Origin of the sequence: Streptomyces sp. SD31 (genome assembly GCF_052068475.1) — a bacterium.
Lineage (GTDB): Bacteria > Actinomycetota > Actinomycetes > Streptomycetales > Streptomycetaceae > Streptomyces.
In genome coordinates this window covers 203550-216867 of record NZ_JBQHCX010000007.1, presented here as the reverse complement: position 1 = coordinate 216867, position 13318 = coordinate 203550, and the positions used below count along the sequence as shown (strand labels likewise).

Here is a 13318-nt window from a genome sequence, read left to right as displayed (position 1 = left end):
AGATCCCCGAAGACCCCTCGGACAAGGAGTTCCGCCGTGGTGCTGCGTGTCGCCGTCGTCGGTTCCGGCCCGAGCGGGTGCTACACCGCTCAGGGCCTCGTACAGCAGGATCCGGACGTGCTCGTCGACGTCCTGGACCGGCTGCCGTGCCCGTACGGCTTGGTGCGGTACGGAGTGGCGCCGGACCACGAGAAGATCAAGTCCCTCCAGAACAACCTGCGCACGGTCCTGGAGCACGAGCGGGTGCGCTTCCTCGGCGGCGTCCAGGTCGGACCCGGCGGGGTGCCGATCGACCGGCTGCGGGAGCTGTACCACGCGGTCGTGTACTGCGTGGGCGCCGCGACCGACCGGCACCTCGGGATTCCCGGCGAGGACCTGCCGGGCAGCTGGTCGGCGACCGAGTTCGTGTCCTGGTACAGCGCCCATCCGGACGCCGTCGACGACGGGTTCGTCCTCGGCGCGCGCTCGGCGGTGGTCATCGGCGTCGGCAACGTCGCGGTGGACGTCACGCGGATGCTGGCGCGGGGCACGGCGGAGCTGAGCCCCACCGACATGCCGCAGGCGGCACTCAACGCCCTCGCCGCGAGCCGGGTGCGGAACATCAGCATGGTCGGGCGGCGCGGCCCCTCGCAGGCCCGCTTCACCACCAAGGAGCTGCGGGAGCTGGGCACCCTGCCCGACACGGAAGTGACCGTGGATCCGGCGGAGCTGGCGCTGGATCCGGCGTACGCCGACCCCTCCGGCCTGCCCGCCCCACAACGCCGCAACGTGGAGGTGCTGCGCGGCTGGGCCGAGGCCCCGGCACAGGACGCCGGCCACCACATCCGGCTGCGCTTCTTCCTGCGCCCCGTCGAAGTCCTCGCCGACGAGGGTCGCGTGGGCGCGGTGCGCTTCGAGCGGACGGCGCCCGACGGACAGGGGGGCGTGACGGGCACGGGCCGGTACGAGGACATCGAGGCGCAACTGGTGCTGCGTTCGGTGGGCTATCGCGGAGTGCCCCTCGAAGGCCTGCCGTTCGACCCGGCGACCGGCACGGTGCCGCATCTCGCCGGACGTGTGCTGCGCGAGGGCGCGGTGGCGCCGGGCGAGTACGTGGCGGGCTGGATCAAGCGGGGCCCCACGGGCGTCATCGGCACCAACCGTCCGTGCGCGAAGGAGACGGTGACGTCGCTCCTGGAGGACACCTCCGCGCTCGTACGCAAGGAAGTGCCCGAGGACCCGCTCACGGCACTGCGCACCGAGGGCATCGAGCCGGTCGAGTGGGCGGGTTGGTGCGCGATCGAACGGGCGGAGGCGGAGCTGGGTGCGTCGCTCGGCAGGGGTGTGGTGAAGCTCCCCGACTGGGAGTCACTGCTGGCTGCCGCGTACGGCAGCGCCCCTTAAGGGGCGCGGGGAACTGCGCGAGCAACCGCATACGTCCTGCGGCGGGAAACAAAGCAGCAACAGCACCGAAATCAACAAACTGTTCAAGACGCCTACGGTCTCGGACATGCCCCAAACGACCCCTGTGCACCCCGTCGACCAAGTACCCCCGGCCGGCCAACTCGCCGCCTTCGGCCTTCAACACGTCCTCGCGATGTACGCAGGTGCCGTGGCCGTCCCGCTCATCGTCGGCGGCGCGATGAAACTCCCGCCCGCCGACCTGGCGTACCTGATCACCGCCGACCTGCTGGTGTGCGGCATAGCGACCCTCATCCAGTGCATCGGTTTCTGGCGTTTCGGCGTGCGGCTGCCGATCATGCAGGGCTGTACGTTCGCCGCCGTGTCGCCGATGGTGCTGATCGGTACGACGGGCGGCGGACTGCCCGCGATCTACGGCTCGGTGATCGTCGCGGGGCTCGCGATCGTGCTGCTGGCGCCGGTCTTCGGGAAGCTGCTGCGCTTCTTCCCGCCCCTCGTCACCGGCACCGTGATCCTGATCATCGGCCTCTCACTGCTGCCGGTGGCAGGCAACTGGGCGGCCGGCGGCGTCGGTTCACCCGACTTCGGGGAGCCGAAGAACCTCGCGCTGGCCGCCTTCGTGCTCGCGGTGGTGCTCGGTGTGCAGCGGTTCGCGCCGGAGTTCCTGAGCCGGATCGCCGTGCTGATCGGCATCGCGGTCGGGCTCGCGATGGCCGTGCCGTTCGGGTTCACGGACTTCGCCGGGGTCGGGGACGCGGACTGGGTCGGGGTCAGCACGCCGTTCCACTTCGGGGCGCCCACCTTCGAGTTCTCGGCGATCGTGTCGATGCTGGTGGTGGCGCTGGTGTGCATGACCGAGACGACCGGTGACTTCATCGCGGTCGGTGAGATGACGGACCGCAAGGTCTCGCCGCGTTCCCTCTCGGACGGGCTGCGCGCCGACGGGCTGTCGACCGTGCTGGGCGGCGTCTTCAACACCTTCCCGTACACGGCGTATGCGCAGAACGTGGGCCTCGTCGGCATGACCCGCGTGCGCAGCCGCTGGGTGGTGGCCACCGCCGGCGGCATCCTCGTCCTGCTCGGTCTGCTGCCCAAGCTGGGCGCGGTGGTGGCGGCGATACCGGCGCCGGTGCTGGGCGGTGCGGGTCTGGTGATGTTCGGGACGGTGGCGGCGAGCGGGCTCAGGACCCTCGCCCAGGTGGACTTCAAGGGCAACAACAACCTGACGGTGGTGGCCGTTTCCGTGGCCATGGGGGTGCTGCCGGTCGGCGTGCCGACGGTCTACGCGAAGTTCCCGGACTGGTTCCAGACGGTGATGAACAGCGGGATCAGCGCGGGCTGTCTGACGGCGATCACCCTGAACCTGCTCTTCAACCACCTGCCCGCGAAGACCGGTTCAAAGGCCGCTTCAGGCGCCGCCGAGGCGGACGGCCTGGCGGGCGGCGGCGTCGAGAAGGCGGTCGAGGAGTCCCGGGAAGAGGCTGTCTAGGTCGTCCTTGCGCAGGCCGTTCATCTTGGCCGTACCCCGGTAGACCTGCTGGAGCACACCGCTCTCGCGCAGCACCCGGAAGTGATGCGTGGTGGTGGATTTGGTCACGGGCAGATCGAAGTGCGAACAGGAGAGCTCGTCGCCGACGGCGGCGAGCTCTCGCACGATCTGCAGCCGCATCGGGTCGGAGAGCGCGTGCAGCACGGCTTCCAGACGGATCTCCTCGCGCGCGGGGTGCGGGAGGTCTCGACTGCTGAGAGCGGGGCTGGTCACGGCGGCTCCACTTCACTCGACTTCCCTCATTGTACGAGAAGCCTCGTAATTCTTGTACGAGAACCCTCGTAGTTTGACGTTTCCCGTACTACGGTGCCTATCGTACGAACGACCGCTGGTCCCCGCGACGAATGGAGTGAGCCGTGAGTGCGCTCTTCGAGACCTACACCCTGCGCGACGTGACGATCCCGAACCGGGTGTGGATGCCCCCGATGTGCCAGTACTCGGCCGCACCGCAGGGCCCCGACATGGGCGTTCCCAACGACTGGCACTTCGCGCACTACGCGGCCCGCGCGGCCGGCGGCACCGGGCTGATCATCGTCGAGGCCACGGGGGTCAGCCCCGAGGGTCGGATCACCCCGTACGACCTGGGCATCTGGAACGACACCCAGGTCGAGGCGCTCCGCCGGATCACGGACTTCCTGGTGTCGCAGGGCACGGTGCCCGGCATCCAGCTGGGACACGCCGGCCGCAAGGGATCCACCGACCAGCCCTGGCGGGGCGGTGCGCCGGTGGGGCCGGACGCGCACGGGTGGCAGCCGGTGGCGCCGAGCGCGCTCCCGTTCGCCGACGGACACCCGGTGCCGACCGAGCTGACGGTCGCCGGGATCCAGGAGATCGTGGGGCAGTTCGCGGACGCCGCGCGCCGTGCCCTCGCCGCCGGATTCGAGGTCGCCGAGATCCACGGCGCCCACGGCTATCTGATCAGCGAGTTCCTCTCCCCGTACGCCAACCACCGCACCGACGAGTACGGCGGCTCGTACGAGAACCGCACCCGTTTCGCGCTCCAGGTCGTGGACGCCGTACGGGAGGTGTGGCCGGACGACAAGCCGCTGTTCTTCCGTATCTCGGCGACCGACTGGCTGGACGAGGACGGCTGGACCGCCGACGACACGGTCCGCTTCGCCGCCGACCTCCAGGCCCACGGCATCGACCTGCTCGACGTCTCCTCCGGCGGCAACGCCTCCGGCGCCCGCATCCCCGTCGGCCCGGGCTACCAGGTGCCCTTCGCCGCGCGGGTGAAGGCCGAGACGACGTTGCCGGTCGCCGCGGTGGGGCTGATCACCGAGGCCGAGCAGGCGGAGAAGATCCTCGCCAACGGGGAGGCGGACGCGGTGCTGCTCGGCCGGGAGTTGCTGCGCAGTCCGTCGTGGGCCCGGCACGCGGCGCGGGAGCTGGGCGGGGATGTGCACGTGCCGGATCAGTACCATCGGTCCGTTTGAGCGCCTACTCGTCGGGGGGCTTGTCTCGTCTCGCGGCTGCCGTTTGTTGGTGGCTGGTCGCGCAGCTCCCCGCGCCCCTGGGTGGGCACACTCGCCTCGGTCGAGATCATCCCGTGGGCAGATGCCGCATGAAGGCCCGTTCCAGGTACGGCACGGCCCGCTGGCCCGTCACCGCGAGCGCGATCGACGCCGCGACGCCCGTCCAGGCGAGGGGACCGAGGGGCGTACAGCCGAAGACGTGGCTGAGGCCGGGCGTCTCGACCAGGACGAAGAGGGCGGCCGCGGAGCCGAGGGCGGTGGCTTGGACCAGCGGGCTGCCCCGGCGGTCGGCCAGGGTCTGCGCGAGCTGCGTGCCGACCACCGCGCACAGGGCCATCGTGGTCGAGCGGCGGGCGGTGCCAGGGGTGAAGCGGCCGATCAGCCAGGCGGACGTGGCGCCCATGGTGGTGGTCAGGGCGCGGTGCCGGATCTTGCGGATCAGGGGCGCGCCGAGGAGGGAGGTGCCGAGGGGTTCGGTGCCTTCGGGCGTGGCGGGGGCGCGTTGGCCGGGCTCGGTGCCCTCGGGGGCGGCGTGACCGTCCCCGCCCGGCTCGCTGCCCTCTTCCTTCGGCGTCACCGCCACCGCCATGGCCGGGAACAGGTCCGTGAACAGGTTGACCAGCAGCATCTGGCGGGTGGACAGGGGCGACGCGCCCGACAGGAGGGTGCCGAGGAGGCCGAAGCCGACCTCGCCCGCGTTGCCGCCGATCAGGATGGCGATGGCGTCGGCGACGCTGTGCCACAGGGCCCGGCCCTCGGCGACGGCCTCGATGAGGACCGTGAGATCACCGTCGGTGAGGACGAGGTCGGCCGCGTTGCGGGCGGCCGCGGAGCCGCGGGCGCTGATGCCGACGCCGATGTCGGCGGCCCGGATGGCCGCGGCGTCGTTGGCGCCGTCGCCGACCATGCCGACCACCCGGCCGGCGTCCCTCAGCGCCTCGATGACCTGGAGTTTCTGCTCGGGGGCGACCCGGGCCACCACCCCCATGTCACGCAGCAGCCGGGCGCGTTCCTCCCGGTCCGCGGACGCCAGCTCGTCGCCCGTGACCACGCCGGTGTCCTCGGGCCAGCCCAGTTCCGCGGCGATCGCGCGGGCGGTCTGCGGATGGTCGCCGGTCAGCATGACAGGGCGTACGCCCGCCTTGCGCAGGCCCTCGACGAGGGCCGGGGACGTGTCGCGCGCGACGTCGGCGAGGGCGAGCAGGCCGGTGAACTCCAGCTCCTGCAGGGGCTGTTCCAGGACGTCCGCCGCCTCGTCCGCGGCGTCCAGGGGGCGCCGGGCCACCGCGAGGACGCGCAGTCCGTCGCCGGCCAGCTTCTGCGCCGTCTCCGGCGCCGACGACGGCAGGCCGGCGCAGGCGGGCAGCACCGTCTCGGGGGCGCCCTTGACCACGAGTACCGGGCGGCCGTCCTCGGCCCGGCCGACGGCGGCGGCGTAGCCCCGGCCGGCCTCGAAGGGCAGGCCCTCGGTCTGGGTCCACTCCGGGTCGGGGCCCGCCGCGTCGAGTACGGCCTCGTCGGTGGCGTGCACGGGCCGGTCGGAGCCGCCGTTGAGCTGCGGGCAGGCGCGGGCCGCGACCCGCAGGGTGGCATCGGCCTCGTCCGGCTTGCGGACCGTGCCGTCGGCGTCGGTCACGCGCACCAGGCGCAGCCGGTTCTCGGTGAGGGTGCCGGTCTTGTCGAAGCAGATGGTGTCCATCCGGCCGAGCGCCTCCAGGGTGCGCGGCGCCCGGACGAGGACTCCACGGCGGCTCAGCCGACGGGCCGCCGCCAGCTGTGCCACGGTCGCCACCAGCGGCAGCCCCTCGGGGACGGCGGCCACGGCCACCGCCACTCCGCCGCTCACCGCACGGCGGATCGGCGTGCCGCGCAGCAGCGACAGGGCGGTCACCCCGGCGCCGCCCGCGAGGGTCAACGGCAGGGCCTTGTCGGTGAGTTCCCGCAGCCTGGCCTGGACTCCGGCGGACGGCGGCTTGCGGGAGGCGAGGGCCACGGCCCGGGCGGCCTCCGTCCGGTCCCCGGTGTCCACCACGACGGCCCGGGCGTGCCCGGCCACCACGGTCGTACCTTCGAACACCATGCAGCGGCGGTCCGGCACGGCCGCGTCCGGCGTCGGGTCGGTCCCCTTGTCGGCGGCCAGGGACTCCCCGGTGAGCGCGGACTCGTCCACCTCCAGGCCGTCCGTCCACACCAGACGGGCGTCGGCGGGCACCACGTCGTCGGCCCGGAGCTCGATCAGATCGCCCGGATGGAGCTTGGCGGCGTCCACGAGATGCGGCTCGGGCTCCGGTTCGTCGGTCGTGACGCGTGCCTTGCGCTTCTGCTTCGCCAGCAGCCCGGACAGCGCCCGCTCGGCCCGCATCCGCTGAATACCGCCGACCAGCGCGTTCAGGTCGAGCGCGCCGACGACCAGCAGGGCGTCCACGACGGAGCCGAGGATCGCCTCGGCTGCCGAGCCGACGGCCAGGACAGGGGTGAGGGGGTCGTCGAGTTCGCCACGCACGGCCCGGGCGAGCCGCAGCGGTCCGCTCACCGGTGCCAGCGCGCGCTTCTCGCCCAGCGCGCTGATCGTCCTGCGCGCACGGTCGGTGACCTGCTCGGGCAGGGTCGGCTCCGGCTCCGCCTCGTGTTCGTGCTCCAGCCGGTCGCGGACCTCGGTGGGCTCCAGTTCGTGCCAGGCCACGCGCGGACGGGGGTGCGGGGCCCGGGCCACCGCCACGCCCAGGGCCGCTCGCACGCCGGTCAGCAAGGCCCATGCCGCGCTCACGTCCACCGGCGTGTGACGGAGCCCGGGCCAGGGCGTACGGCGGCCACGCTGGGACTGGCCGATGGCCACCAGGAGCCCGGAGAGGGCGGCCCCGGACCGCGCCAGGACCTGCGACCTGCGGCCCACCCCGCGAGCGGCCGGGACCGCCCGCAGCAGCCGCCACACGTCGGCCAGACCGTGCGGGGCCAGCACGTCCGCCCCCCAGACGAGGGCACCGTCGCCGTCGGTGAGGGCGACGGCCACATCGCCGGTGAGCAGCCCGTCGAAGACGTCCTCGTCGCCCGCCCCCGGCCGGGCGACCGTGACGACCACGCCGTCGTCGGCGCGCAACGCGTTCACCACGTCGCTCAGCGACCGCTCGTCGCTCACCACCTGGTCGGCGAGGTTCGTGAAATCGGCCAGGGCGGGATCGTCCACCATCACGACGCGCAGACCCGCCCGCCGGGCCGCGTCCAGCACGGTCTCCGCCCATGGGTCCGCCCCTGCACCGTGGGTGCGCAGCGCGCTCGGGTGCAGCACGATCGTGTCGGCCATCTCCAGCTGCCGCAGCCGCTCGGGGTCCCGCACCAGGACGCCCGTACGGGACAGCGCGCAGCTCAGTACGGCGTGGAAGGCGGCGGGCCCGTAGCGGGCGGCCTTGGGGGAGCCCGCGAGCACGGCCTCGGCCGCCTCGGTGCCGTCGTGCTTGACCAGCAGCGTGGCCACGGCGCCCACGAGGCTGCCGGTCTCGGCGTGCGCCGCGTACTCCTGGGCCGGGGAGGTGCGCAGCGGCGGGCGCGGGCAGTGGCCTCCGGCCACGCTGCACCGCTCGGGCACACAGATCTCGTCGTGGACCATGTCGAAGGCGGCCGCGCGGGCCACCGTGTCCGCCAGCTGCAGCGAGCGCAGCGAACCGTCCAGCACCAGAGCGGTCGGGGTCCGGCCGGCGCCGTGGACGGCCGCGTTGACGACGGCCAGCACCAGATCCATGCGCGTACGGCCGAGCCGCGCGCGCAGCCAGCCCCGGAAGCGCGGGTTCTCCCGCGCCAGCGTCACCAGCGCGGTCACCGCCCTTGGCGTGGTCGGCAGGCGCAGCCAGTATCCGATGAACGCGGCCGCGATGCCGATGCCGTCGGCGGCGAGTGTCGCGGCGGCCGCCCGCACTCCGGCGGGGTCGGCCGGGTGCGGGATCTCCTCCACCGCCTCATCCGTCTGGGCCAGGCCGTGCCGGGCCGCGATCTCGGACGCCTTCTCCACCACCCGGTCGCTGACGGACTCCTCGACGGCGGTCACCACCAGTCGGCCAAGGCCGCCGTCCCAGTAGGCGAGGGCCACGTCGGGCCGCTCCAGCAGCGCTGCGGCGACCCGGCGCGCCACGCGTTCCGTCCCGCCCTCCCGCCGTACGCGGTCCGGTGCCGCGGGCCGCAGTGCGAGGTGGATCCGGGTGCCGGACCGCCAGGGGTGCGGGCGCAAGGGCAGGGTGTTGCGGGCGACCCGCACGACCCGCGCCGCGGAGTCGGCGCCCCGTACGCCTGCCCGGGCCGTCCCTGCCACCGCCCCCGCGGCGGCCCCCACCGCGGGGGCCGCTCCTCTGGCGAGTAGCCGGGGGCCCGCCGCGACCAGTCCGGCCGCGGCGGCCGCCGGACGTGTGACTGTGCGTGTGAGGAGTCCCAGAACCATCGCTCGCCCTCGGCCGGTCGTAAACGGTGACATCGCCTTTCGTGGGGCCCGGGTTCCCGCAAAACGGCATGTCATCCGCCCGCAGGTGCCCCGGACACCTTCCCGGGGCACCCACGGCGAGGGCTGAGCGCGTGTGGCGGGCGGATCGCGAGGGCCGAAGGCTCCTGGCCCCGGCCCACAGCGGTCCGCGCAGATCAACCTGTCGTGCAGGCCGTCCCGTTGAGCGTGAAGGCGCCCGGCGCCGCGCTGTTGCCGGTGTGGTTCGCCTGGTAGCCGATGCTGACGCTCGCTCCTGGTGCGAGCGCCGCGTTGTAGGAGGCGCTGGTCGCCGTCACCGCGCCGGAGGACGGGGTGTACGTGGCTCCCCAGCCGTTGGTGATCGTCTGGCCGGCGGGCAGGGTGAAGCCGAGCTGCCAGCCGTTGATCGCCGTCGTGCTCGTGTTGGTGAGCGTCACGGATGCGGTCAGGCCCGTGTTCCAGGCGTTGGTGGTGGCGCTCACCTTGCAGGTGCCGGGCTGGGGCTGGGGTGCGGGGCCGCCGCTGTCGAGGCCGAAGAAGGTGAGCGCCCGGGCCGCCATGCCCTGGCTGTAGAGATTGTGGCCGACGCCCTGGAGGCTGATCGCCTCGACGGGGGCCCGGTCACCGGTGCCGCCGTAGCGGGTGCGGGTCCAGCCGGACTGGGGCGTGTCCGTGGCGGCCGGGGTCTGGCTGACGCCGTGGACGTTCGTCCACTGCTTGATCATCTCCCCGAAGTTGGGGTAGCGCAGGACGTCGTCCTCGGTGCCGTGCCACAGCTGCATGCGCGGGCGGGGGCCGGTGTAACCGGGGTAGGCGCCCCGCACGAGGGCTCCCCACTCCTGCGGGGTGTGCGTCACGGTGCCGTTCGCGCAGGCGCTGTTCCACTCGGAGCCGTCGGTGGTGGCGAAGCAGCCGAAGGGGACGCCCGAGAAGGCGGCGCCCGCGGCGAACACGTCGGGGTAGTCGCCGAGCAGGACGTTGGTCATCATCGCGCCGGAGGAGATGCCGGTGGCGAAGACGCGGCCGGTGTCGGCGTCGTAGGTGCGGGTGACCCAGTCGACCATGGACTTGATGCCGACGGGGTCGCTGCCGCCGTCGCGCTTGAGCGCCTGCGGCGAGGAGACGTCGAAGCACTTGCTGCTGCGGGTGACGGACGGGTAGAGCACGATGAAGCCGTACTGGTCGGCGAGCGTGTCGTACTCGGTGCCGTGGTACATGTCCGGGCCGGAGCCGGTGCACCAGTGCACGGCCACCAGGACGGCCGGGTTCGCGGTGACGCTGTCCGGCACGTACAGGTACATGCGCAGGTTGCTGGGGTTGGCGCCGAAGTCGGTGACCTCGGTGAGCGTCGCGGTGGGTACCACGTCGGCGGCCTCGGTGCGGGCGGCGGCCGCGGGGGCGGTGACGAGCAGTGCCGCGAGCAGCGGCAGGAGGGCCGCGAGGGCCACGAGTAACGCCTGGAGCGGTCTTCTCACGGTGGTGCCGGTGGGAGTGGGCACGTCCTTGTCCCTTCTGGCGCTGTCTGTACCGGTCAACAGGAGCTGTTGGTCTGGGTCACCAGGCCGAGCTTCCAGGGGAGTTGGGAGTAGTCGCCGTCGGCGGCGGGGTCCATCACCTGGTAGAGGAAGCGAAGCCGGCAGGGGTTGATAGTGAGGGTCTGGTCGACGCCGTCGCGGATCATCTCGCCGTGGCTGAAGTCCGTGGTCCACGCGGGCTGTCCCGGCCCGAACGTCACGTTGGTGGACCGGATGAAGGGGTTGGCCTCGGTCTCGGCCAGCGGTGTCCGGGCGCCGCCCAGGCTGTCGGCCGTCCAGGCGCGGAAGCAGCGCCGCCAGTCGGAGCCGGTCGCCGGCGCCTCGACGAGCATGAGGTACTTGCCGCTGCTGCCGAGACGGTAGACGTTGCTCCCCTCGAAGAGGTCGAATCGGTTCGGCTCGGACAGGACGACGGTCGTGTCGCGGAAGCCGTTCGGGAACTCGGCGACCGTGGTGCGCGAGCGGTACTCGTGGCCGTTGCCGTCGGAGGAGAACAGATGGCAGTCGGTGTCGTCGCAGATGACCCAGTGGTCGAGCCGGCCGCCCGGGCCCTTGTTCTCCGTGACGATCGGCGGCTCGGCGCCGAAGCCAGCGGTCCGGCCCGGTCCGCCCGTGAGCTGCCGGCGGCGGCACGGTCCGGGGATACGGCCACGACACCGAAGGCCGGCAGAGTGAGCACCACCGCGCTGATCAACGTACGCATATGTGGAGTCGGCATGGCCTCGCCCTCTCGCAGGGACAGCATCCGGAGGGCATCGTGGCATGGACACGCTCATCATGGAAGCGCTCCCACGGCAGGCGCGAAGAGAGCCCTTACCTCCCACCAGGGCTGACTGGATTCTTTTGCGCAAAGCGTTGACCAGAAAGCGCTTGCCCTTTACGTTCCGTTCAGCAGGCTGACCGAGCCGCACCGCCACACCCCCACACGGTCACCCTGCCCGCGCGCGGCGTTCTGCATCACGCACACCGTTCACGTACATGATCGAGTAAGTCCTTCCGAAGGGACGCACCCGCATGCGCACTCTCCCCCCACGTGCACGCCCGCAAAGAACCGCGCTGGTGACGGTGGCCGCAGCCGCTCTCGCCACCGCCGCCGTCCTCGTCCTGCCGCAGCCCGCCGGGGCCGCCGAGACCTCACCGGTCGGGTTCGGTGCCGGGACGACCGGCGGCGGCAGCGCCTCGGCGGTGACGGTTTCGACGCTGGCCGCCTTCAAGACCGCCGTCACCGGCAACTCGGCCAAGGTCGTCCGGGTCAACGGACTGATCTCGCTGAGCGGTCAGGTCGACGTCGGCTCCAACACCACGGTCCTGGGCGTCGGTTCGTCGTCGGGGTTCACCGGGGGCGGGCTGCGGCTGAAGAACGTCACGAACGTCGTGGTCCGCAACCTGAACATCAGCAAGCCGGTGGCGCCGTCCGACGGCATCACGGTCCAGGCGTCGACGAAGGTGTGGATCGACCACAACTCCTTCTCGGCCGACCGCGATCACGACAAGGACCACTACGACGGGCTGCTGGACATCAACCACGGCTCGGACAACGTCACGGTGTCCTGGAACACCTTCAAGGACCACTTCAAGGGCTCGCTCGTCGGCCACAGCGACAACAACGCGAGCGAGGACACCGGGCACCTGAAGGTGACGTACCACCACAACCACTTCAGCAACGTCTACTCGCGCATCCCCAGTCTGCGCTTCGGCACCGGGCACTTCTACAACAACTACGTGGCCGGCGCGGACACCGCCTGCCACTCGCGCATGGGCGCCCAGATGCTCGTGGAGAACAACGTCTTCCGCGACACCAAGATCGCCGTCACCACGAACCGCAGCAGTGACGTGGACGGCTACGCCAATCTGCGCGGCAACGATCTCGGCGGAGCCGCGACCGAGATCTCCCGGGCCGGCACCTTCACCACGCCGCCCTACAGCTACACCGCCGAGTCCGCGTCCACCGTCGTCGCCTCGGTGACGTCCGGCGCGGGCACCGGAAAGATCTGACCACCCCCCAACTGGAAGAAGGCATCCGGGACATGACTTCACCAGCAAAGCCCCGCGCCCGCCGGCGCGCACTGACCGGCGGCCTGGCCGCACTCGGACTCTCGTCTGTCATGATCACGACAATCGGAGTACCGCCGGCGAGCGCCGCCACCTGGCCGACGCCCAACGGCAGCCAGGGAACCTCCTCCACCATCTCCGTGTCCGGCACCAAGGACTACGGCATGAAGCGGTTCTACGGCACCGGGGCCCTGGCCGGTGACGGCCAGGAGGAGGGCCAGGACCCGATCTTCAAGCTCGCGGCCGGCGCGACCCTGAAGAACGTCATCATCGGCGCGCCCGGCGCGGACGGCATCCACTGCGAGGGCAACTGCACGCTGCAGAACGTGTGGTGGGAGGACGTCGGCGAGGACGCCGCCACCTTCCGGGGCGGCACGACGTACAACGTGATCGGCGGAGGCGCGAAGAAGGCGGCCGACAAGGTCTTCCAGCACAACGGGCCCGGCACGGTGAACATCTCCAACTTCGCCGTCAGCGAGTTCAAGACGCTGTACCGCTCGTGCGGTGACTGCTCCACGCAGTACACGCGCAAGGTCAACCTCAGCAACATCGAGGTGACCGGCACGGGCTCCACCGCCCGCCTCGTCGGCATCAACGTCAACCGGGGCGACGTGGCGACCCTGCGCGGCATCACGATCCTCAACGACGCGAGCCGCAAGGTCATCCCCTGCCAGAAGTACAACAACACCACGGCCGTGGGTACGGGTCCGGACAGCACGAACTGCCGGTACTCCACGTCGGACATCACCTACAGGTAGCCGACAGCCGCAGGCAAACCCCCCACGGTGAAGGCGGTCGTTCGAAGCGCCCCCCGCACGGCGCTTCGGACGGCCGCCGCGTCATTGCCGGCGGCTACGCGCGC

General features: G+C 71.9%; 9 protein-coding genes. 5 read left to right on the top strand and 4 right to left on the bottom strand.

The window, feature by feature from the left end; all coding sequences use genetic code 11:
* Positions 1 to 39: 39 nt before the first annotated feature.
* On the top strand, positions 40 to 1383 hold the full coding sequence (locus tag ACTMVF_RS17290) for an FAD-dependent oxidoreductase (RefSeq protein WP_441272089.1): 1344 nt from the start codon (positions 40 to 42) through the stop codon (positions 1381 to 1383).
* 106 nt (positions 1384 to 1489) lie between these two features.
* Complete coding sequence (locus ACTMVF_RS17285) at positions 1490 to 2890, top strand: nucleobase:cation symporter-2 family protein (RefSeq protein WP_441271926.1); 1401 nt, start codon at positions 1490 to 1492, stop codon at positions 2888 to 2890.
* Here ACTMVF_RS17285 and ACTMVF_RS17280 read toward each other — a convergent pair.
* Entirely contained in the window at positions 2810 to 3163 is a 354-nt protein-coding gene (locus tag ACTMVF_RS17280; RefSeq protein ID WP_441271925.1) for an ArsR/SmtB family transcription factor, read from the bottom strand. The genes ACTMVF_RS17285 and ACTMVF_RS17280 overlap by 81 nt on opposite strands.
* A gap of 143 nt (positions 3164 to 3306) precedes the next feature.
* On the opposite strand from ACTMVF_RS17280, the gene ACTMVF_RS17275 reads away from it, so the two are divergent.
* Positions 3307 to 4386 (top strand): NADH:flavin oxidoreductase/NADH oxidase, encoded by a 1080-nt coding sequence (locus tag ACTMVF_RS17275; RefSeq protein WP_441271924.1) that lies wholly within the window; start codon positions 3307 to 3309, stop codon positions 4384 to 4386.
* Positions 4387 to 4492: 106 nt separating this feature from the next.
* On the opposite strand, the gene ACTMVF_RS17270 is transcribed toward ACTMVF_RS17275, so the two are convergent.
* The 3 genes from ACTMVF_RS17270 to ACTMVF_RS17260 form a co-directional block, all read right to left on the bottom strand.
* The gene (locus ACTMVF_RS17270) at positions 4493 to 8851 is read right to left on the bottom strand and encodes an HAD-IC family P-type ATPase (protein ID WP_441271923.1); all 4359 of its coding nucleotides are present in this window, start codon (positions 8849 to 8851) and stop codon (positions 4493 to 4495) included.
* Positions 8852 to 9045: 194 nt separating this feature from the next.
* Positions 9046 to 10368, bottom strand: a complete 1323-nt coding sequence (locus ACTMVF_RS17265) for an extracellular catalytic domain type 1 short-chain-length polyhydroxyalkanoate depolymerase (protein WP_441271922.1) — start codon at positions 10366 to 10368, stop codon at positions 9046 to 9048.
* A 32-nt stretch (positions 10369 to 10400) separates the two neighbouring features.
* Positions 10401 to 11168, bottom strand: coding sequence for a non-reducing end alpha-L-arabinofuranosidase family hydrolase (locus ACTMVF_RS17260; RefSeq protein ID WP_441271921.1), 768 nt, complete (start codon positions 11166 to 11168; stop codon positions 10401 to 10403).
* A gap of 250 nt (positions 11169 to 11418) precedes the next feature.
* Here ACTMVF_RS17260 and ACTMVF_RS17255 point away from each other — a divergent pair, with 250 nt between their 5' ends.
* A complete protein-coding gene (locus ACTMVF_RS17255) occupies positions 11419 to 12399 on the top strand; it encodes a pectate lyase family protein (RefSeq protein WP_441271920.1) in 981 nt (326 codons plus the stop codon).
* A gap of 32 nt (positions 12400 to 12431) precedes the next feature.
* Positions 12432 to 13214: a pectate lyase gene (locus tag ACTMVF_RS17250; RefSeq protein ID WP_441271919.1), complete on the top strand. Its 783-nt coding sequence runs from the start codon at positions 12432 to 12434 to the stop codon at positions 13212 to 13214.
* Positions 13215 to 13318: the final 104 nt, after the last annotated feature.

What these genes read in the sequence shown, in the direction of transcription:
- ACTMVF_RS17255 (WP_441271920.1), top strand. Translation starts at nt 11,419, where the DNA reads ATGCGCACTCTCCCCCCACGTGCACGCCCGCAAAGAACCGCGCTGGTG.
- ACTMVF_RS17250 (WP_441271919.1), top strand. Translation starts at nt 12,432, where the DNA reads ATGACTTCACCAGCAAAGCCCCGCGCCCGCCGGCGCGCACTGACCGGC.
- ACTMVF_RS17270 (WP_441271923.1), bottom strand. Translation starts at nt 8,851, where the DNA reads ATGGTTCTGGGACTCCTCACACGCACAGTCACACGTCCGGCGGCCGCC.
- ACTMVF_RS17285 (WP_441271926.1), top strand. Translation starts at nt 1,490, where the DNA reads ATGCCCCAAACGACCCCTGTGCACCCCGTCGACCAAGTACCCCCGGCC.
- ACTMVF_RS17260 (WP_441271921.1), bottom strand. Translation starts at nt 11,168, where the DNA reads ATGCCACGATGCCCTCCGGATGCTGTCCCTGCGAGAGGGCGAGGCCAT.